Source organism: Bradyrhizobium sp. 147 (assembly GCF_023073935.1).
GTDB lineage: Bacteria > Pseudomonadota > Alphaproteobacteria > Rhizobiales > Xanthobacteraceae > Bradyrhizobium.
On record NZ_JADPKL010000074.1, the window covers coordinates 1 to 20,852 of the forward strand.

General features: G+C 57.6%; 15 protein-coding genes and 1 pseudogene. 4 read left to right on the forward strand and 12 right to left on the reverse strand.

Translation table 11 applies throughout. The features are described 5' to 3' along the window. On the reverse strand, positions 1-496 hold a 496-nt coding region (locus tag IVA87_RS15855), incomplete at its 3' end, for a transposase (RefSeq protein WP_247334144.1). A 321-nt stretch (positions 497-817) separates the two neighbouring features. Between IVA87_RS15855 and IVA87_RS15860 the strand changes: the two genes are divergently transcribed. From IVA87_RS15860 to IVA87_RS15870, 3 genes are all read left to right on the forward strand, one after another. Further along, entirely contained in the window at positions 818-1,690 is an 873-nt protein-coding gene (locus IVA87_RS15860) for a hypothetical protein (RefSeq protein WP_346658366.1), read from the forward strand. 70 nt (positions 1,691-1,760) lie between these two features. Next, positions 1,761-2,204 carry a hypothetical protein gene (locus tag IVA87_RS15865; protein WP_247334146.1) on the forward strand — a complete coding sequence of 148 codons (444 nt, stop codon included), beginning with the start codon at positions 1,761-1,763 and terminating at the stop codon, positions 2,202-2,204. 19 nt (positions 2,205-2,223) lie between these two features. Continuing rightward, on the forward strand, positions 2,224-2,697 hold the full coding sequence (locus IVA87_RS15870; protein WP_247334147.1) for a hypothetical protein: 474 nt from the start codon (positions 2,224-2,226) through the stop codon (positions 2,695-2,697). Between the two features lie 689 nt (positions 2,698-3,386). On the opposite strand, the gene IVA87_RS15880 is transcribed toward IVA87_RS15870, so the two are convergent. Together IVA87_RS15880 and IVA87_RS15885 are read right to left on the reverse strand one after the other, a co-directional pair. Beyond that, positions 3,387-4,274, reverse strand: a complete 888-nt coding sequence (locus tag IVA87_RS15880; RefSeq protein ID WP_247334148.1) for a TauD/TfdA family dioxygenase — start codon at positions 4,272-4,274, stop codon at positions 3,387-3,389. Between the two features lie 1,231 nt (positions 4,275-5,505). Then, positions 5,506-5,934, reverse strand: a complete 429-nt coding sequence (locus tag IVA87_RS15885) for a hypothetical protein (protein WP_247334149.1) — start codon at positions 5,932-5,934, stop codon at positions 5,506-5,508. A gap of 227 nt (positions 5,935-6,161) precedes the next feature. Between IVA87_RS15885 and IVA87_RS15890 the strand changes: the two are divergent. Beyond that, a pseudogene (locus IVA87_RS15890) lies at positions 6,162-6,773 on the forward strand (integrase core domain-containing protein); the annotation flags it as partial. Between the two features lie 456 nt (positions 6,774-7,229). On the opposite strand, the gene IVA87_RS15895 reads toward IVA87_RS15890, so the two are convergent. The 9 genes from IVA87_RS15895 to IVA87_RS15930 form a co-directional block, all read right to left on the reverse strand. Next, positions 7,230-8,141 (reverse strand): pantoate--beta-alanine ligase, encoded by a 912-nt coding sequence (locus tag IVA87_RS15895; protein WP_247334150.1) that lies wholly within the window; start codon positions 8,139-8,141, stop codon positions 7,230-7,232. Positions 8,142-8,331: 190 nt separating this feature from the next. Further along, positions 8,332-9,828 (reverse strand): pentapeptide repeat-containing protein, encoded by a 1,497-nt coding sequence (locus tag IVA87_RS15900; RefSeq protein WP_247334152.1) that lies wholly within the window; start codon positions 9,826-9,828, stop codon positions 8,332-8,334. Positions 9,829-10,981: 1,153 nt separating this feature from the next. Next, the gene (locus IVA87_RS15905) at positions 10,982-12,361 is read right to left on the reverse strand and encodes an MATE family efflux transporter (protein WP_247334154.1); all 1,380 of its coding nucleotides are present in this window, start codon (positions 12,359-12,361) and stop codon (positions 10,982-10,984) included. 329 nt (positions 12,362-12,690) lie between these two features. Continuing rightward, complete coding sequence (locus IVA87_RS35150; RefSeq protein ID WP_256466481.1) at positions 12,691-12,816, reverse strand: hypothetical protein; 126 nt, start codon at positions 12,814-12,816, stop codon at positions 12,691-12,693. A gap of 593 nt (positions 12,817-13,409) precedes the next feature. Beyond that, positions 13,410-15,017: an ABC transporter ATP-binding protein gene (locus tag IVA87_RS15910; protein ID WP_247334156.1), complete on the reverse strand. Its 1,608-nt coding sequence runs from the start codon at positions 15,015-15,017 to the stop codon at positions 13,410-13,412. Between the two features lie 105 nt (positions 15,018-15,122). Then, a complete protein-coding gene (locus tag IVA87_RS15915) occupies positions 15,123-15,986 on the reverse strand; it encodes an ABC transporter permease (protein WP_247301043.1) in 864 nt (287 codons plus the stop codon). Continuing rightward, positions 15,983-16,891 carry an ABC transporter permease gene (locus IVA87_RS15920; RefSeq protein WP_247334158.1) on the reverse strand — a complete coding sequence of 303 codons (909 nt, stop codon included), beginning with the start codon at positions 16,889-16,891 and terminating at the stop codon, positions 15,983-15,985. The genes IVA87_RS15915 and IVA87_RS15920 overlap by 4 nt, the downstream gene beginning before the upstream one ends. Positions 16,892-16,944: 53 nt before the next feature. Next, on the reverse strand, positions 16,945-18,642 hold the full coding sequence (locus IVA87_RS15925; protein ID WP_247334161.1) for an ABC transporter substrate-binding protein: 1,698 nt from the start codon (positions 18,640-18,642) through the stop codon (positions 16,945-16,947). Between the two features lie 34 nt (positions 18,643-18,676). Further along, positions 18,677-20,020, reverse strand: a complete 1,344-nt coding sequence (locus IVA87_RS15930) for an NtaA/DmoA family FMN-dependent monooxygenase (protein WP_247334162.1) — start codon at positions 20,018-20,020, stop codon at positions 18,677-18,679. Between the last annotated feature and the right edge of the window lie 832 nt (positions 20,021-20,852).

Here is a 20,852-nt window from a genome sequence, read left to right on the forward strand (position 1 = left end):
GGTTCATCTCCATCAGGGCCTTCTGCATATGCTGGATATGGGCAGCGGCATATTCCACCAACCGCTCCCGCTGGCGCAAATAGGCGCGCAGGGTTGCAATCTCGGCATCAGGTCGGAAGCTGCCGCGTAACAGGCCATAGGAATGAAGCTGGCGCAACCATGCGGCATCGCTGACATCGCTTTTGCGCCCGGGCACGTTCTTTGCGTAGCGAGCATTGACCAGAATGACCTCAAACCCGCGCTGCTCCAGGATCTCGTAAACCGGGATCCAATAGACCCCGGTGGATTCCATCGCGACACTCGTCACGCCGTAGGCCTTAAACCAGTCTGCCAGATGATGCAGGTCTTCTGTGAATGTGCCGAACGTGCGCACTGGCATATCAGTGCAGGCTGGGTTCACCGCAGCCATGTGCATCTTTGATCCGATGTCGATGGCGGCCGCGCCGACATTGACCGGCTTCAGCTCCGGGCGGTCACCAGTCGTCCTCTTGGGCATAAGCGGGTCCTCCATTTAATGATGGGCAGGAGGGTCTGGGTTATGCCAATCGTCATCTTCCTAATCGGGATCGCCGCCGGAGCAGCGTCACCACTCCCAAGTCCGCATGCACCCATGGACCACGTTTTTTAACGGGGATTCTGCCTCCAATAAGCTGACGGCCGCTACCCTCCTAGCCAAGAAGATAGCACAAGGCTGTTTCTACCCCGCGCAGGCGCGCCACAACGCTGGACAGTTTTTTAGGATATCCCGCTCGGCCTTCAACCTGGCGACCTCACGGCGCAACCGCTCGATCTCCTGCTGCTCCGGCTTCATCTGCCCGTGACATTGGAAAAGGTAGAGGCGGGCGAAGCGACGGCGAGCGAAGCCAGGCACGTCATTTCCGAGCTCCTCAAAGAGGGATCTGAGAAAAGCCTGGAGCGCCTCTACGCCACTCTGGGAGCGTGGGTTTGGAACACCCTGGAGAGCCGGCGGCGTGACCAAGAGCTACGAGAATGGTTCGATATCCTGCGACGGATAAGCGCAACGCTTGGCGCGCGGAATACTCCCTATGCGGAGCGCTTCAGAGCATTCTACGACCTTCTACATATGTCGATAAACTCGTCCAAGCTCGCACGTCCAAGCAAGGTCCTGCATCGTCAGCACGTAGTGCCAATACTTCGATTGCTCCGCGACACGCCGTCCCGACAGATGGAGAAGGCGGCGATCGCCAAGAGACTACATCTGCGAGATGCCAATCTCAGCAGGATTCTTCGTTTGATGACTAATGCGCGGTTCGTCGAACGAACAACCCAGGGCAAATTTGCCCTTTTCGCCCTGACTCGTGGCGGCCTGCTCGAGCTCGAAAGGCGCGAAAAGCGCGAAACGAAGAACCGCGACGGGTTACCCGCGCAGGTGAGAGAGACATTCGCGCGAGTTGGAGCCGCTCATCCTCAGCACGTTGTTGCAGAGGCGGATGTTCTTCGGGATTTCTTCAATTTGGCGATACACGGCTCGGTGCACACTCATGATTCCGCGGGGCTACGGAACGCGAGTGCTGTAGGCATTCGTCGCGCGATTGAAGATTATTTGCTCCATCTTCACGGACCAACACCTTCAGCTCCCGGATATTTGAAGGCTCCGACAAAAAATTCACATCGAGGGTTTTCAGTCAGGGTTGCGCAGGCAAAAAAGGCCGAGGCTCATGGCTTCTAGGCGGTGAGCAATCCGAAACCTGCCTCATTCCCCGTGGGGATACTGCATCCATACGGCGAGGAGAGCGAACATGTCGACTGAAGATGATCTTGGTGATTTGAGCCCAGATGAGCCGCAAAGCGCCCCCGATGCCGTCATGCTATACGGAAGCGCCCTCGTCGACCGGCTCACCTACATATCATCAACCTTCAGTTCGCTGGTCATGAGTGTAGGCAGAGCGCGTGATAATCGCGATGTCCTCGTTCCATTCGTCGAGGTGAAGTTCGAGGGCCCCACCGGCCAGGACGACCCTGTTTCGAAGAGTTTCTTCTCGGAGCTCGTGCCCCTCGAAAATATAGCCTTCGTTCTCGAGGACATATCGAACGATCTCACGACTGTTTGCCAACACTTCAGCGCCGTGGCTGCCGGCCCAGTGAAACCTGACTTCAAGCGACTTGGTGAAACGCAAAGGCTCTTGACCGAAGCCAAGGGCAACCTGGAAAAGTGCCTGGCCGATTTGGAAAAAATCGGCTGAGAGCGCTTTGAGTTTTAAAGTGAAGGCTACCGCCAGCGAAGAGATTTACCGCCCGTTTGATCCGGTGGCATTGCTGGCACAGATGCGGGACGCTCAAAATGAGCTGGGCAAGCGCGTTGATCAGCGGGCTTCGAAAGCCAGCGATGACTATCGCGCCGGTGCGCAAAGCGTCGTGGCGCCCTTGCCCGAGAGCTCGGCGATGGCTGGAAAGTGGGTAAGCAGCTGGGCATTCGTCGGGCAGCTATGTGCCATCGATGCTCGACCCCTACAACCCATCATCGAGGAATGGCTCGCCGCGGCTCCGCACTTGTCTGCGGTCGGGCCGGACTTTGAGATTTGCGATAAATACAATGCGGGTACGAGCGGTGTGACAAGGCATCAGCGCACTGCTCGTGAACGGCTAGACCATAGCACGCGCAGCGGAGATCACATGATTTGTAAATGGAGCCTGCTCGGCAAGACCAGATGTGCGAACCTGCGCCGTCAATCTTGAGCAGTGACGCGGATGAACTTTTCATAGCATCTTCGCCTGGCTGGGGGGTTTTGGATGCGTCGCCTTGACCGCAGCCATAGCGGCCACCAATCATTCGCCGACGGCTTCTTAACAAACGACGAAGAAGAGGTTCAATTCAGCACCTGATGCGGTAACCTACTGGCTTGCAGGCAGCCAATTGCCTGATCTCGAGCCAATCGTCGCTGCGGATCAGTCGCGCGGTGGCTCGCCTTTTCGCGCACATGTCGTCAATCCATGTTGGTTTCCTGTGAGCTCGCCACCCTAATCACTGCTGCCGGATTAACACAGTGGGAGCCCTTCTGAGGCCACATCGTCGGAGAGCGTCTGGCCATTTGCTTGAGGACCTCAATGGACGTCTCTCCTCGTGACGCAGCTTCGAGGATTCTCGAAGCTACGTGCGTCCGGGTGCCAGTCTCATCAGCCGGGAGTTCTCTGCCAACTTCATTCAGCACTGCACGCAAGAGAGCGGCTCGTTTCGGAGGCGAACATAGGGAATACCAACAATTTGGATGCGTGTGCCTTATGCGAATCCATTCGAGCTCGTGAACGTCGCAAACAACAGAAGGCGTACGCATCAGCTACTCAGCCTCATTGCGCGCAGGAGAGCGTTGATGACGCTCAATTCAGATCACTTCCTTCTATGGCGATAGACCAGATCAGTGGCCACACTAGGCAGCCTTGGCCGTCTGCAGCTTTGGCTTGGAGCGCGCCACGCTGCGAGGACCAGCGATACTGAGGGGTACATCGCCATCGATAGAACGCCTCTCGACTCCATCTCGGTCACTGGATTTTCCGATGGCGCAGCGCTGGGTCGCGCGGTTATCCCAGATTACAACGTCGCCTGGTTTCCAGCTCCATCTTACGCTATTCTCGGGCGAGGCGAGGTAAGATTGAAGGCGGTCAAACAGCTTCTGGCTCGCATATCTTTCCAGGCCGACGAAGTTCCTCACGGACTCTCCGAGCACGAGCAAGCGCTCGCCCGTTTCGGGATGGACGCGAACAACCGGACGCGAGTCCTCGCAGATGGTTCCGGTGAAGACATCACCAAATTGTCTTGCATCCATCTCGGCGGAGTGCCTGGTCAAGGTGCAATCATAGGTGCTGCAGTGCACTGCCCAGAGATTGTCGGCCAGCATCCGCAGCGGCTCCGGAAGATCAAGATACGCGGCCGCAGTGCTTGACCAAACTGTGTCACGGTCATCAGGCGGGATCACGACGCCGCGCAGCACCGAGATCTTCGGACATTCGTCACCGAAACTGACGTCCGTGTGCATCTGGCCCGCATGACCGCTGCGACGATCCGGCTTCATATCTATAGGCGTTACCAGCGAACCAAGCCTGAGGGCAAAGCGATGCTGTTCGAAATCATCGAGATGTCCCTGATCACGGAAGAAGATGACCTTGTGCTCAAGGAGTAACTGGCTAATAGCCCGGACCATCTCGTCTGATAATTCATCTGATAGTCTGACGTTCTTGATCTCGGCACCGAGCCGGGCCGTGGATTTGACGATATCCGCTCGCGGGATAATGTTATCTGTCATGTTGCTCATGCTCATTCTCTCGCTATCGTGATGCGCGAACAAAGCTACGTGACCACTCGGTCGAGGGACCGACAACAGAAGCCACCCAAGCCGGCCTGGTGATGCACCCTACGCGGTCGCAATGTGTTGCAGCACTCGCCACAAAAGGCTGCAATGCATCTTGGGCTACAGACCACGACCATCGTGTGACCCGCTGTGTCGCGCACAGCTCCGACTCTTGCATAGCCTCTGGAGAGGACGAGTCGACGGGCAGCGGTGCCGGGATCGACGTGCAACATGATCGATTACCTCGCTCTTACATCGCAATCATACGGTCAACAGATGTCCAGTCCATGAAACGAAACCAGCATTCTTTTCGCCGATGAGAAATGTTCGCTCTGTCCGGGAGCTAAGCTTAAAGATATTTTTGGGAAGGCAACTCTTCACACGTCCGCACCAGGTACATTCGAGCTCATGAGGACGAAGCGGATAACTCGCGGTCTCATCAATCAGCGCGACTACGCAGCGCTATTCTACTACAAGTTAATCATATTTCCATATGCAATTTGCAAGTTAGAAATACATTTGTTTCGTCGTATTGAATTTAGTAAATTTGCGCGACGGTTTCATCCGCCTGTCACATACGGAGCAGGCGCGCAGTCCCGAAGCGAGAGATCAATCTTATCCGCGATATCAATTCCCGCTGGGGTTTAACAACGGGCTATATCACTCCTTTTGCGGGATTCCGTTTCAGGAGGATGCTTCAACGTGAACTGGGACTTGTGTCAATAGCTTGGATATCAACATCGCTGCCAATCGAGAGGATTGAATTACGTCGCGACTTGGCGTGCATCGCTCGCACAAATGTCCGATACGTTGAGCGCCGTGACAAGCCTCTTCTCGGAAAAGCCGAGATGGCCCGCACCGCCAGCCGCGGACGACCTCGGCGGAGTGACCCGTGCACGCAACGCACACCAAGGCGTGCTAATTCGTCTCGGCTTCCATTGACGTTCTATTTCGGAATTGATTGTATCTCACAAAATGCCTTTTACGTTCGCCAATGCGCGCCACGACGTGCCAGCTCCACTTCACCACCCTATTTGGTCGCGGAGCCAGGAATGGAAACATCGCGACTTCACAGCTCGACTCGACCTTTAGAAACGAGATGACCGTTATCGCGACGCGAGTCATTTCGGGTGAGCGGCTTCAGGCCAATCTGTGAATTCCATCTCGAATTGACGAGGACTGACGGGTTTGGTCGTGAATTTTACGGTTCTTCCTGAGAGAGCCGCCAACGATCCGGATGCGAACTTAAACACCACCTTGCCGGAGCTGCGATGCCAACAGCCCTGTTGTCCTCCGTGACAGAGGAACCGGTCCCCTCCAACACCTGACCAACCGCAATTCCGTGGAGCGCACGGTAAATGTCGATAGAAGCCAAGTACCTTCCTTTCTCACTGTCCCACTGGCTGACCGACAGTCCCGTAATTCCCGCGTCCTTCCACAGACCATCGGCGACGCGGCAGGTGTATTGAAGGCTGACAATGGTGCGCCCATTCCGATCGCCTGTCGGCTCTCGATCGGTGCCGTCTATGATGCAACCGTAGCGCCGCGTTGAGTCCGCGAGCGCAATCTCATTCAACCCAAGCAGTCCGCAAACAACATAAAGTATCATACAGAGAGAGAGCTGCTTCATTGCCTATGCTCCGCGGATATCCCGCCGTCGTGTTGTACAACCTGGCCCTACGGCCGATTCAAGCTCCTCGATTGTTGTTCGGATGGGTGCGCCTCACAGTGACATCGGCATGTTTCCGATTCGAGGCGACCCGGTAGGAAAGCGACTACTCGGTGGAATGAAGCTCAATGCTGCTGGAGAGTACCTCGATCAATTCGACCATAGGGATCAACGACGGCTCAGAGAGCAAGATCGGCCGCCAGCATGTGAAGACGGCGATGCGGCGGATTGGGATAGACGCTCTATCGCCATCCGCGCGCCACCAGACCCGAGCCCGGCCACAAGATCCATCCATATCTGCTGCGCGTCATGGAGATTACGCGACCGAACCAAGTCCGGCGATGGAAATCACCTACATTCTGACGGCGATTGGCTTCGCCGATCTCGCTGCGGTGTTGGACTGCGCAGCACGTCGCGGTCTGTCGTGGTGACTGTCGATCACCATGAACTTCTGCGTCGAACGCTGGCGTATTCCTTGGCTCGTCCCGGCAAGCCGGACATCTTCAACACGGCTCAGGCTCTCAGTTCACTGGACAGGCCTTTACCGGCGTGCTCGCCGACAACGGTCTTGCGATCAGCATGGACGGAACGGCGCATGGCGAGACAACGTGTTTGTCGAACGGCTCTGGAGCAACGTCAAACACGAGGAGATGTGCCCGCTATGACAGCGTCAGCCGGGCGCGCAGCCCGATCGGCCTATATCTCAACTTCCATAACAGTAGGCGTCCCCATTCCAGTCATGGCGGCAGCACGCCGGACCAAGCCTACTTTACCCGCTGCCATGCCGTATGGCAGCCTAACGCCCCGGCAGCGGTCCCATCTATCGACGCGGAAACAACCCGGACCAGCTCTATTTCACTGGAGGGACATTTCAACGGGGACACTCTGCCCATGCTGCAATTCCCCGATCTGTATAGGTCAGCAACCTGCTCGGTCATGAAAGTCGCCGCGAAAGAGGAAGTGCGCGAATAGCACGATCAACGTCACGTGATCCCCCAACCAGGTCTGCGGTCAACCGAATCAATGCACGGCAGGACCATCGTTCGCCTCACAGAGTCCCTTGCGGTTCTCTCCTCCCGGAGACCCGTCAGCCTCTCGAGGAGCAATTGGCAATTAAGGATTTCCAGGTGTCGCGCAAAGCCGAAGAGGTCGGCTGGAGCGAGAGCAACTCGCCAGAGACAGGCAGCAGGTTGGAATGACATTTCGAAGCCGCCTAGCCGATTGGGCGACCAATGCGCGAACCGCCGCTGATCTCTTCAAGCCCGCGCCTGAGCATGATGGCCAGACTCCCACCTTTCGGGCAAGTCGATCCATATATCAGCAGGACCATGCAAAAGTGAATCTTGATCCGGTACAAAGATATTGTCAGGCACTCTGAGGCCGCGACCAAGGGCGACTCCACTGATTATGAAGGGAAGCTCGATCTGCTTCTGATCTTCAAAGCTGTCCGCGCCAACAATGCGAAGAGATTCCAATTCAAACCGTCGGAATGTGATCAGCGGTCTTGCCGCGTCTATCAGGTCTTGGGCGCAAGATACTCCCAGCGCGGCCTCTTTTCTCAAGTGGTCCAGCGCCAGGAAGAGGGACGAAAGCTCGTCCAGCTCGGAACAATTGAAGTGTCGCAAACGTGACGAAATAGGCACTCCATTCTTGTATCGTACTGTCGGCACAAATCGTATCTCGCAATCAAGAAGCAGATCTGCCACCGCTCGCTTTACGAGAAGAGCCTGTCCAATATCCTTCAAGCCGAAATAACTGCGAGATGGTCGAGCGAAACAGATCCATCGGATGCATCCGGTGATACCTTCCATGAGGAGCCCATGAGGCCCGTTCGCACGCAGCGGATAATCCCCTTGAGACACAAACGTTCGATATCCTGGCGGGAACATCTCCGCGTCCGTCGTCGAAATCACAGCAGAAGCGCCCGCTCCTAGCGCAAGCGCAATGTCATCATCCAAATTGAACTCGTATTCAGGACCCGGGCTGAGCTGGATTTTGTTCGGATAGACCGTGACAATGGCGACATCGTTCTCGACTGCGGCCCTCCTGATCAATTCCGCGTGCCCCTGATGCAATGCACCCAGAGTATGTACTGTGCCGATCGTTCGACCTCGCCTTGCCATGTCCGCAATGAAGGCCTTGCCAGCTGAAAGAGACGCTAGATGCATATTTCCTGCTCCGCTCTTGTTGATTACACAGCAGCTGGGCTGCTCGATCAGGCAGGAGGCGTGGTGAGAGCGCCCCTCACACTGGCCGCGCAAGAGCGCCTGGGAACGCCGCCACAGCGGGGCGCATCGTGCTCTTCCATCTTCCTTCTAGGATGACTGGTCTAGATCGCCATGCGCATTTCGGCTTAAATCAGCTCGATCCCTCTCGACCGCGTCTCATTAGCGATGAGAAGTCAGCCAGATACTCTGAAGGTTTGTATTTCTGATCTTCCACCCCCTCCAAAGCGGCCTGGAGCCCAGGACACCTGTCGGCAAAGAACGGCGGTTCAAAAGTCGTTATCTCTGCATCCGAAAAATCAGTCTTTACAAAGCTTGCTTGGAACGGCGTAACTCCACTCAAGTTGGCCTTGCGGAGGGACGATTGATTCATTCGAACATATGCGGTACGGGCGGCCTCCAGGTTGCTGCCGGTCATTCCTGCTGCAATATATGACTGAACAAGGTTTGCTCCTTCGAAATTGGCGCGATTCAAGGCCATAGATTGCGGAGGATCACCTGTAATCATTGATCGATAGAGATACGCCTGTGAAAAATCTGTATCATCGAGATCGCAGTCGCGTATAAACGCACAGCGCGCACGAAAGCCGCCCAATCGGGCGTAGCGCATCGTGCTCTCGGTGATCGAAATGGTTTCTCCTGATGCGCGAGATAGATCAGCCCCATCGAGCTGGCAAGAGCGAACAGATACTCCGTTAAGCACCGCGCCGACAAGGTTGGCGCTGGCTAGATTCACAGACAGAAGTCGCGCCTCAGATAGGTCTGCCTCCTCAAGCTCTGCCTTTGCAAGATTTGAGAGGCTGAAATCCGAAAAGGGAGCGGCCAGCGCTTTGGCCAGGATGCGACCGCTCGCCTTTGAAAGCCTGAAATAGGGAAGATGAGCGTTCTCTAGAACAAGACCATCCACCGAAGTGGGGCGCAGGATCGATAGACACTCTCCCCTTGACTGCAGAAGGGAGCTGCCGGTGAGATGCGCCTTGGTCATTGTAACCTGGCTCAAATTGGCAAAATGGAAGGACGAGCGAGGCAGGTAGCATTCATTGATGGTCGATCCTTGCAGTTCGGCGCCATCAAAGACAGCCTGGCTTGCGTCACACTGATAAAAGAGGACGCCACTTAGGACTGCATTGTCGAAACGCGTTCTCCTCATGCTGCATCCGTGGAACAGGCTACCTGTTGCATCGATGAGATTGCGCAAACTTGCATCGTCGAAACTGCAGACCTGAGCGGCGATTGCATGCATATACGCAAAATCGAGCTTGGCTCCGCGGAAACTTGCTCGCTCTAATCCTGGGCAGATAAGGTTGGCCTCGGACAGATCGGCTCCATCCAGCTTCGCTCCGTGAAGTTGCGCACGATTGAGAATGCATCGCCGCAATGGAAATCCGGATAGATCGTGACCGTTAAAGTTCTCGCAGGATAGCTGCAGGCCGATGCCGGTCTTCTTGATAGCTTCCTCGGTTCGGTTTCCCACCGCAGCCAACGCGGACGCGCGATCACTGTTTCGGCTCCAGTAGCGGACAAAGTCACCATCTGCCGAGGATTGGTTTATCGTCGTTGGACGGATTCCCAGCTCCTCGTGCACGCTGAACTGGCTATTGGTATCGGTGGCTTGCGTCACTGTCGACATCTTCCATTCTCGATGACGAGCGCACTTTCTCAGTCTCCTGTGCGGGCGTTATTTTGCATCGCCTGCGTGTTTCAGGTAGCCTCGATATGCGCCCCATAGCGCTCGTTGAATTTCTTTCTGCGACACAGGCATCATCACTCATCAGGGTGTAATTTTCCTGGCCGGCCCTTTGGAATTGTGCCATCACGAGCCGAGTCGCACATAAGCCTAAGCAAGTTGTGGCAGACGGAGTTGATCTCCCCACGACTTCCCCATTCAGATACTTATCAGTGCGTCGACAGCAGACCGAAGAAGCCGCAACTTGGGGTACCTCCACGATTTCATGCGGTCGTTATTCTTGCATTCGGCCTTTACGACGCACTTCAATAGCAATGTCTGTGCCAGCCCTCACCTACCCTGAATTGACGTTGAATGCGTGTCCAGAAACGGCGCGGCGGACGCCGTCAGAATTTCGTAACTGACAGCACTCGCGTCTCTGTCACAAACCGGACAATGGTTCGCAACGCCCGAGAGACGGCAAGTCCCGCTTTTTCTCTATGCCTTCGACCGCAAAGCCAATGTCGCTCTCTATGACGATCGAGTAATAGTTGCCTTCGATGCACGTACGCGCATTCTCCAGATGTCGGACCATTGAGCCCACAAATCGCCGCCCGCCTTCCGTTCCTCAGTTTTCATCCCGGCGACGCAGCTCCGTCCCGGAAGTTCGCCGACAAAGTAGCGCGAGGTACTGGAGGGTGGAGTTGGGACTAGCGGTCCACATGATGGGGCGTGAAATCGCAAGCGCGGAGAAAGCTGCCGCTTTTTTTACGACGTCGGCCGTGCCGGATGGGCGCGTTAGTTGATGAGCGTGAAGAAGCCTTCGACCTGATCGAGGCAGGAGGCATGGGTGGTGTGAAGTGAACGTGCCAGCGCGGACATCGGGCGAGCCAGTCCTGACCTTGGATGCTTCAGTGGAGTGCTGCCCAGATGGGGCCAAGTTGGCCGGCACATTCGTTTCGATGTGCCTTAGAATGGCCCGCAACTCCTGGTGACTACGCGGTTCAGCATCTTCTTCCGAACCAAACGGCTTGCCTCGGTATGAAGGCGGAGCGCACACTAAGTAAGTCGCCTCGCATTCCTAAGATTATCACGCCAATAACCGTGATTCACGCTATCAAGTGACGGCTCTGAGAGCACGCCTGCTCGCCAGCAGATGGAACCGCAGGACGAGGAGCCCCGCGTAGATGGTTGTCCCGATTGACAAGCCAATCCAGATACCGATTGCACCGAGCCCGATCTTCAAACCAAGCACGTAGCCAAGTGAGAAGCCGATCAGCCAATAGGCAATGCCGACGAACAGAAGCGGCACCCGGGTGTCCTTCAGTCCGCGCAGACCGCCCGCCGCAATGCTCTGCGCTGCATCAGTGACAAAAAGGCTCGCTGCGACGATAAGGAGCTCTGCAGTCAGTCCGATCGTTGCGTCGGCATCTCCGGCCGATTTGTCCACAAACAGCTCGGCGATCTCAAAACGCGCGACGATCACCGCAACCGTCAGCAGGGCAGCGATGAGGGTACCGAGCAGTATCGCGGCCAGGCCTGCCCGCTGGATGCCGGAACCGTCGCTGCGGCCGACCGCATGTCCAACGCGCACGGCCACCGCCATGCTGATGCCGAAAGCGATCATGGATGTAATCACGGTGATCTGAAGCGCGATCTGATGAGCAGCGAGTGCACTGGTGCTGATTAGGCCGGCCAGGAGCGCGGCAGCCGACAAAACTCCGTACTGCATCAGGGAGCCGATTGAAATCGGAGTTCCGATCACGATCAGCTGCCGCAAGAAGGGCCAATCGAGTTGCCAGAGATCTGCAAGCACGTGGTAGTCACGGAAAGGACGACGCATCGTGGCAAACCAGAAACCGGCCAGGAACATCGCACAGTTCACCAACGTGCTCGCAAGCGCGGCCCCGAACAGCTCAAGCCGCGGCAGCCCGAGCTTCCCATAGACCAGCAGATACACGAGCAGGGCGTTGAGGGGGATAGCCGCCAGTGTGATCCACAAGATCGGCTCCGGCCGATCGACCGCACTCATGAAATTACGGATGACCTGAAGCCATAGCGCCGGCACCACGCCCAAGGCCAGTCCGAACAGATATTGCTGGGCGAGCCGCGCCGCATCTGGCGCCTGACCGAACGCGAGCAATATTTGCTCTCCGCCAAACGCAAACGCGATGATCGGAAACGATAGCATCAGCGCCGCCCACAGCCCCGTGCGCAGTGCGCGCTGTACCATAGCATGATTCCCGGCGCCATAGGCCTGCGCCGCCAAAGGTGCGATCGGCGCGAGCAGGCCCGCGCCAAAGGTGAAGCTGACGAGATAGAGCGTCACGGCCAGGGCGGCCGCGGCGAGTGCCTCAGGCCCGATGTGCCCGATAAAGGCAAGATCTGTCGTCATCATCGCGACCTGCGCAAGCTGGGTCAACACCATCGGCCACGCGAGCTTCACGATTTCGCTGAGCTCGACAGTGAGGTGTTGGCCAGCCGCTCGTCTCGTCATTGCGTATCGCAAAGCTGATCCTGGTTTTCTTTCGACTATTTTGTTCATGGATTGCTGCTCGATCTGCCTCGTCCGCAAACGAGTTGTTCCGCCGAGAGGGATGCTCTTTCCCGCCCTGAATTCGTGATGGCCTGCCGATGCGGAAACAGGCGGCCCGCCTGGGCAGCTGCGCCTCACAGAGGAGGCGCGCGTCGGCTTAGACCTGCCGTTGGGCTTAGGGTCTGACGGCTGCTCGCCCGCTGTGAGCAACTTGATCAGTGCCTCCGCAATCGCATCGACTTTTTGGCGCGTGTTAACTGCAAAGAAGACGCAGCAGGTGGCTGGCACGCCTAACGGTCGGTCATCGGCATCGGGCGATCGGTGCCGGCGCGAACCTCGATATTGGTTTGGTCGATCACGGTGACGGAACCGTGCGCGGCATAGGTGAACTGACAGGCCTTCATCTTGTGAGCCATCACTGCAATTCCTCGAGCATGCGATGCTGAATGACAGCTCCTTTTCAAGGCTCGTGCCAACTACGAGAGCTTGACTTGTAAAGGCTATTCGCTCAAGCGCACGTGTCCTGGGCCCGACAGCATAGTCGCAAATCCCACAGTCGCATCATGGACGAGCCCAAAGCGCTTAGATGCTCGGCAACTTGCACCGCAGGAATCCCAACAGGCGGATGCGGATGTGACAACCTCTCGCTCACCAACGCACGAATAGACTGACTACAACAGCATATGGGAAGACATTGAGGACGAGCTAGGAAGTCGCGCTTTTCCCCACCTCTCTTTGACATCTGCAATCCGATGCATGCGGTACTCGTTCACGCCAGTAATTTCTGAGAGGCCCTTATTGCCGAAGAAGGGGATGAGGTACTTCCGCGCCCGGCGCTCGTGACCTTTGGCGGCGCTGGCGATCGCACTCGCCAACAAGCTTGCCGGCATCGCCCGTGCCGCCTAAAGGACGCGCCTTCGATCGTTCAATCGCCAAAGGCCTTGGCCCTTTCGTCGAAAAGGCGTTCATCACAGAGCATTGAAACGCTCCCATCTATGCCGGCGTCTTCTTAGACGCGGCTGAATGAACGATTGGCCACCCCGCCGCGCGCAAGGCTTGGGACTGCTGCGAGCAAGCGTTGCGTATAGTCGGTGCGCGGATTGAGGAATATCTCGTCCCTGGTGCCGGTCTCGACGACGCGCCCTTGGCGCATGACCATGACGCGGTCGCTGAGCTGGCGGATTACACCGAGATCATGCGAAATGAAGACGTAGCTCATATTGAGATGCGCCTTGAGATCGGTCAGCAGGTCCAGCACTTGCGCCTGAATCAAGACATCGAGAGCCGAGACCGGTTCATCACAGACGATCACAGCGGGCCTTGGAGCGATCGCACGGGCGATCGCAACGCGCTGGCGCTGACCGCCCGAGAGTTCGAGCGGCCGGCGATCCAGCAGGGCTGGGGATAGTCCGACCAGATCAAGAAGCTCGACAACGCGCTCATAGCGCTCGTCTCTGCTCTCCACGTCACTTGCGAGGCTATCGGAAATGATGTGTCCCACAGACCAGCGCGGATCAAAGGAGCTGAGAGGATCCTGGTAAATGACCGAGATGGCCCGGCGCCGCGCCCTGCGGTCGCGTTCGGTCAGCGTGGTCCAGGCCCGACCTTGAAACAGAACGGCGCCTTCATCGGGCGGGTCAAGCGCCAGCGCCAATCGTGCCATCGTTGACTTGCCAGATCCGGACTCCCCGACGACGCCCAGAGTCTCGCCGGATCGCAGCTCAAAGGAGATACCATCGACGGCCGTGCGCAGCACGCCATCTGGTCCTTTGAATCGCTTCACAAGATTTGCCGCGCTGAGCACGACCGAAGGGAATGTCGATGGTGATTGCTCCTGAGACCGGAACGGCGGCTTCCACGCCCGAGCAGCGGGCAATCGCGAGGGGCGAGAGCCGCGCAGGCGCGCAGAGGGCACCGCATCCAAAAGCTGGCGGGTATAGGGGTGCTGAGGGTCTTGGAAGACCTGGTCTGCCGATCCGCGCTCGACCACCTTGCCTTCATGCATGACCAAGACCTCGTCAGCTATCCGGGAGACAACCGCCAGATCATGGCTGATCAGGAGAAGCGCCTTGCCCCGCAACTTGGTCTCTTCCAGCAATCCCAGCACCTGCGCCTGCACGGTGACGTCGAGAGCCGTGGTCGGCTCGTCGGCGATCAGGATGCGTGGATCGAGGGCCAGAGCGGCAGCGATGAGCGCGCGTTGGCGCTGGCCACCGGATAGTTGATGCGGCAGCTGCCGGGCTTTGACCGCTGCTTCAGGCACCCCGACGAGCTCAAGGAGCGCGACGACGCGCCGTTCGAGCTCCTCGCTTGATGCAACCGCACGGTGGAGACGCAATGCTTCGCCAATCTCCTTGCCCACCGGGCGTAGCGGGTCGAGCGCGACGAGTGCATCCTGCAGAACGAAGCCGATCTCCTTGCCGCGGACGCGCCGCCAGCTGCGATCATCGAGAGCTGTGAGATCGGTGCCGGCGAAGGTCAGTTGACGCGCATGGACATGAGCGCGGCGGCCGGCAAGACCGACAATGGCGCGCGAAGTCACGCTCTTGCCGGAGCCGGACCCTCCGACAATGGCCAGGCAGCGCCCAGCCTGAAGAGAGAATGAGACGCCGCGCACGGCTGTTCCCTCAGGAAGATCCCGCCCGAATGAGACACAGAGTGAATCGACTGTCAGAAGGTTCGCCTGCGGGGGCACTTGTCGATTAGGAACGTGGAGCATTACTTAGATCTTTCCTTCCAGGAGATCCTGCAAATAGCGTCCGACAACAGTCAGGCCGAGAGCAAACGACACCACGGCAATGCCCGGCATGATCTCAAGCCACCATGCGAAGATCACATAGTTTCGCCCAGCATTTAGCAGCGCGCCCCATTCAGGCGCCGGGGGAGCGACGCCGAGACCGAGAAACGCAACACCCGCCGCCCAGACGATCGCTTGCCCAACGCCAAGCGTCATCATCGCCGTGAGCGGGCTCATCGCGTTCGGAATGATATGCCGCCATAGGATACGTGGATAAGGATGGCCGAGGGCCTTGGCAGCCTCCACATAAGGCGCCCCTTTTACAGACAGAACCTGTCCTCTGATCATCCGAGCATAGCCCGGAGCTGTGCCAACTCCGACCGCTATAACGAGGGTCAGCACCGATGGACCGAACAAGCTCACGAACAGAAGCGCGAGGAACAGCGTGGGAAGTGCGAACAGCACGTCCAAAAGCCGGCTGAGAACATTGTCGAGCGCGCCACCCACAAGGCCGGCAATGATGCCAAAAACCAGCCCAATGCCGATGCTCAGCGCAGTTGCGCCAAGCCCGATGGTGAGTGACTGGCCTGCTCCTTCGACAATTCGGGAGTAAATATCCCGGCCTGATTGGTCCGTTCCGAACCAGTGCGCGAATGAGGGAGCTTGCAATGGTGCCGTCAAATCGATCGCGAGCGGATCGTGCGTCTGCAGCAGACTCGGCGCGATTGCCGCGACAATAAAGAAACCAATAACGATCAGAGCTACGTGAACCCGAAGAGGAATACGACGGAGGATCGCCGACGCCTCTATCAGCTGCGAACACGCGCTCCAGTCACCTACCCTGCTCATGTCATCTTGATCCTGGGATCGACGATTCGGTAGGTGAGATCGACGAGCATATTGGTGACGGCGAACAGGCCGGCGGAGATCAGAATAGCCCCCGAGACGACTGGAACGTCTCGAGAGGACGTCGCAGCGACAAGGACTCCACCAAGGCCTTGACGCGCAAATACCGCCTCAATCAGAATCGCACCGGAAAGAAGCTTTCCGATCGCCCAGCCTGATAAAGTGATGCCGGGCAACGCTGCATGACGCAGGACATGGCGAAACCTGACGCCGAGCTCACCCATACCTCGTGCCCGCGCCGAGATGACAAATGGCTGCTCGAGGACACGCGTGAATTCGCTGCGAACGATTTGCCCGAGGAATCCTGACAACTCTAAAGCCAACGCAATCGTTGGAAGAACGAGCCCGATCGGGGAATTGCCCCCGATGACCGGTACAATGCGAAGCTGCACCGCAAACACAACGAGGAGGATTGTAGCCAGCCAGTAGGGCGGCACTGTCGCCAGGAACACCTGTATTCCGCTGAGCAAGGTTGACCACATGTTGTCTTGGCCGGCGACGAGGACGGTCGTCAGAGCCGCGATGACCCATGCCGCAATGAGCGCCGCAACCGCCAGAATGATGGTTGGCCCAATCTGTTCTGCGATGATGTCAAGGACCGGCCGATGCTGCTGGTATGACAAGCCAAGGTCCCCATGCAGGATGCCCCATATGTATTTGCCGTATTGCAGAACGAGTGGCTGATCAAAGCCGTACTTTGCGTTGACCGCCGCGAGCTCTGCTGGAGAGGCCTCTCCAACGTTGCCACTCGCCATGTTGATGATGATCTGGGCACGGTCGCCGGGCATCAGGCATTGAACAAGGAACGTGAAGGTCGCAGCTAGCCACACCACAGTCGCAGCGGACACGAACCTGCCCGCAAGCCAGCCTATCCGAACATGAGCTGCGCTATTCACACGCATCACTTCACGTCGATGAAATGAGCGTCATAAAAGACGGGTTCACCGACCGACCCGCGGTCCAGCCAGACATCCTTCAGCTTTGGGCTGGTTGCCAATGTGACATCGAGCACCGTGAGGCCTAGGACGGCCGCTTTCTCCACGATATTGCGTTCAGCCTGCTGATAAAGCGCAGTCCGCCCGCCATCGTTGAACTCCTGTTCCGCTGTCTGAATGACATTCCACAGTGCCTCATCCTGGTAGCGCGACGGATTAAAGCGGTTCCGCTCGCCGTTCCGATCAGGCTTCCATGAAATGCGGAAGATCTCTGCGCCGGGTGCAACCCAATAGAGGAGCACGACCTCGTAGTCGTCCGGACCGAGATTCTTCCCGGCAAAGAAATCCGCCTGGTTGGTCGGCTGAAGGCGCACCTCGAACCCGGCAGCTTTCGCCTGCTGCTGGATGACCTGCAATGCCTGCTCGCCGTCTGGCTTTAGAAAAGCGCTCGAATAGGAGATTCGAACGACGAGGGGCTTGCCATTCTTGAGGCGAATGCCGTCCTTGTTGTGTTCAGTCCAACCCGCTTGATCGAGGAGCTGATTGGCCTTTCCAACGTCATACCCATAGGACCGCCCGAGCCCGCTGATATATTCCGGCGAACTCTGGCTGAGCGCTCCATTAGCCTCGAATGGCAAAGCGCCGAGGAAGGACAATTCGACGGCGGCTCTTCGGTCAGCAGCGTATGCAAAAGCCTGGCGGACGCGCACATCGTCAAAGGGGGGCCTTGCCGTATACAACGCCAGGCGTAAAGGGGTGCCGCCTGTTATATGCCGCAAGACGGCGAAGCGGGAATTGGCGTCCTTCCAGGCAACTGCCGGAATATCATAGACGACATCAGATTCGCCCGTCAGCAGTGAGCCATAGCGGACGGTTTGATCCGCAAGGAACCTCCAGTTGATGCCATCAACGTAAGCCGGCCCCTGGTGCTTGGCGTGACTTGGTGCCGAATTGTAATCCGGGTTGCGGCGAAACACGACGTTCTGCCCGTGATTCCATTTCTCCACGATGAACGGGCCTGACCCGACCGGGCTGTTGCAGTTCACGGCAAGTCCGCGCTTGAGCGCAGTTGGTGACAAAACGCCTTGGGAGGACTGCGCGAAAACGTTGAGCAACGGCTGAAATGGCGTCTTCAGCGTTATCTGCAGCGTGAGAGGGGCAATTGCTGTCGCCGATTCGAAGCTGTCTTCGAGGTAAGGAGCGGCAGTCGGATTGCGACGATCCGGATCATTGCCGAGCCATCCGTTGATGTTCTCGGCAACAGCTTGTGCATCGAGAGGCGTCCCGTCGGTAAACTTGACGTTTGGCTTGATCTCAAAGATGTATACCTTCCTGTCGTCGGAGATTGTCCAAGACGTTGCGAGCCAAGGCACAATCTTTCCATCTTCCCTCCGAGCAACCAGATTGTCGCTATACTGCCGCTGAAGATACCACTGCTGCACCCATCCCCCGAACAGGCAGGGCGGCTCTTGAAAATGCCCGTAGCGAATGATGCCTCCTCGTTTCGGTCCGCCGGCTGACGCCTCTTGGGCAGAGCAGCACGCCATGATCGAGATCTGCAGGAGCGTTGAGACCGCCAACAGGACAGCCGTCGCCTTTTGCTTTCTTCGAGTGCTCGGCTGGATGCCGAGACGCCAAAGGCTCGTGCGTTCGATAACAGACATCTCCAAACTCCGGTGAATGTGGACAAACATTGCGTCACAGAGACGACGGCCTCGCCAACGTCTTGGCAGCAACGTCGTGGTGAGGGATTCCCAGGTGCTCGCGCAGTGTCTCCCCCTGGTATTCCGTGCGAAACAGACCGCGGCTCTGTAGGATCGGCACGACATGATCGACAAACGCCGTCGCGCCGTCTTCCAGCACGTCTGGAATGATGTTGAAGCCGTCGACCGCGCCTGTGCGAAACCATGATTCGATCGAATCGGCGATCTGCTCGGGTGCACCGACGAGCAAGCGATGACCGAACGCTTGAACGCTGCCAATGATCTCGCGAACCGTGCGGCCTTCCCTCGCCAATGCTTCGAACGTGCGGTGATGACCGACCGAGAACGCGACATTGTGAGGATCGGGCAAGAGCTCCTCGGGAATGGGCCGGTCGAGGCTGAGTTTTTCGACCGGCACGTCCATGCTCCGTGCGAGGGCGTCCATCGCGCGCGTCAGATCAAGCAGCGCGTCGATTTCCTTCTTTCGGCGTTGTGCCTCCTCTTCCGTGCCGCCGATGAAGGTGACGAGGCCGGGGAGGATGAGTGGAGTTGCACGGCGGCCAAATTGACGCGAGAGCGCGCGCAGGCGCTCGGACTCCCCGATTGCCGTTTTCAAGTCCCCGGCTGCGGTAAAAACGACATCGGCGCTGCGCGCCGCAAGGCGCACGCCAGGATCCGAGCCTCCAGCCTGGACGATGATGGGATAGCGCTGGCGCGAGCCGGGATGGGTGAGCGGGCCTCGGATTGCGAACGCATTCTTGCTGGGATCGAGCAGCCGGAAATGATCGGTATTGGCGTAAACTCCAGATGCCTGATCAGCGACAATGGTCTCATCCCCCCAGCTCAGCCAAAGAGCACGAACGGTTTCAACGAACTCCTCGGCGCGCTTGTAGCGCTCTTCGCGTCCGATCTGGCGACCACCAAAGTTTGCTACCGTCGCTGGGCTGGATGTCGTAACCGCATTCCAGGCCGCTCGGCCGCCACTAATGACATCGAGCGACTGGAAACGGCGCGCCAGATTGTATGGTTCATTGTAGGTCGTCGACGCCGTTGCGATCAGCCCGATGCGCGTTGTCTCGCGCGCGATTACGGAAAGCACAAGCGTCGGCTCAAGCCCATTGAGTGGCGGCTGCCGAGTGATGTCGAAGGGCACCGCGGGGGTATCCGCTAGAAACACCGCATCCAACAGGCCACGCTCGGCAATCTTCGCAGCACGAACGTAATGCTCGATGTCGAAGAAGGCGCTTGGGTTGGTGCCCGGCCAACGCCACGCTGCGGAGTGACCGCCCGCGCCGTGAAGATTGAGGCCAAGATGAAGCGTGCGGATGACGGAAGACATAGGCACTCCCAAATGCGGCGACCTCGAAGCTGCCGGCAACGCCTTCAATGACAAATTGATGTTGGTCACGCTGTTCGGCTACTGACCTCGCCCCCTGGCGGAGGCTTGGCCAGAGTGCGCCCGAAAGGGCCGCGAGCGACCACGCTTCGAGACAGCAACCTCATAGGCAAGACTTGGGCATTGCGCTGGCCAATACTCGGCCGCTCGGCACGGCGGACGGCATCAGGTGAAGCCAGAATGATCCTGATTGTGGTGTTGATCTGACTCCGCAGCGGCGCGCTTCGTTCGGGTTTCCACTCAAGGGCTCGCAGCAACAGTCTGCGGGACGCACATGCGCGAGAGATGATGACCAATTGCGTGAAGGCCGTGCTTCCCAATTGCATCGCAAATTGCATCAAACAGTGTCCTTGGATGCCGCAGCCAACGAAAGCGTAGCTCGTTATAGGACACGTGTAGCTGTGCCGAGCATATGAACGCAATAGTTGAGTATTTCAATCTACTGCCGCCACTTGGTATCCTTTTCTTAAGACGAGGTCTTGTTCGATTCATTTGAATGCATTGGCCACATGGTCAAGTTGCGCGAAATCCGCTGATGCTGTGACCTTCGTTTTTTCGGACCTTGCTTCGAAGCGTAACGGCAGGATCGATGCACAAACATGTGATGGTGAGACGTGCATTTGAGTCGACAGTGTGGAGCAGAACGTTGACGCTGGCGAATAGTTGCAAGCGTGGGCAGTATGGATCCGACGGCAACATCAAATAATGCGATTGAATGCGCTTCTTTTTGCGATGTATTGCGTGAGAACTGGCAGCACTATCCTCGTGGCTCGCA

What these genes read in the sequence shown, in the direction of transcription:
- IVA87_RS15865 (WP_247334146.1), top strand. Translation starts at nt 1,761, where the DNA reads ATGTCGACTGAAGATGATCTTGGTGATTTGAGCCCAGATGAGCCGCAA.
- IVA87_RS15880 (WP_247334148.1), bottom strand. Translation starts at nt 4,274, where the DNA reads ATGAGCATGAGCAACATGACAGATAACATTATCCCGCGAGCGGATATC.
- IVA87_RS15885 (WP_247334149.1), bottom strand. Translation starts at nt 5,934, where the DNA reads ATGAAGCAGCTCTCTCTCTGTATGATACTTTATGTTGTTTGCGGACTG.
- IVA87_RS15895 (WP_247334150.1), bottom strand. Translation starts at nt 8,141, where the DNA reads ATGCATCTAGCGTCTCTTTCAGCTGGCAAGGCCTTCATTGCGGACATG.
- IVA87_RS15900 (WP_247334152.1), bottom strand. Translation starts at nt 9,828, where the DNA reads ATGTCGACAGTGACGCAAGCCACCGATACCAATAGCCAGTTCAGCGTG.
- IVA87_RS15905 (WP_247334154.1), bottom strand. Translation starts at nt 12,361, where the DNA reads ATGACGAGACGAGCGGCTGGCCAACACCTCACTGTCGAGCTCAGCGAA.
- IVA87_RS35150 (WP_256466481.1), bottom strand. Translation starts at nt 12,816, where the DNA reads ATGGCTCACAAGATGAAGGCCTGTCAGTTCACCTATGCCGCGCACGGT.
- IVA87_RS15915 (WP_247301043.1), bottom strand. Translation starts at nt 15,986, where the DNA reads ATGAGCAGGGTAGGTGACTGGAGCGCGTGTTCGCAGCTGATAGAGGCG.
- IVA87_RS15925 (WP_247334161.1), bottom strand. Translation starts at nt 18,642, where the DNA reads ATGTCTGTTATCGAACGCACGAGCCTTTGGCGTCTCGGCATCCAGCCG.
- IVA87_RS15930 (WP_247334162.1), bottom strand. Translation starts at nt 20,020, where the DNA reads ATGTCTTCCGTCATCCGCACGCTTCATCTTGGCCTCAATCTTCACGGC.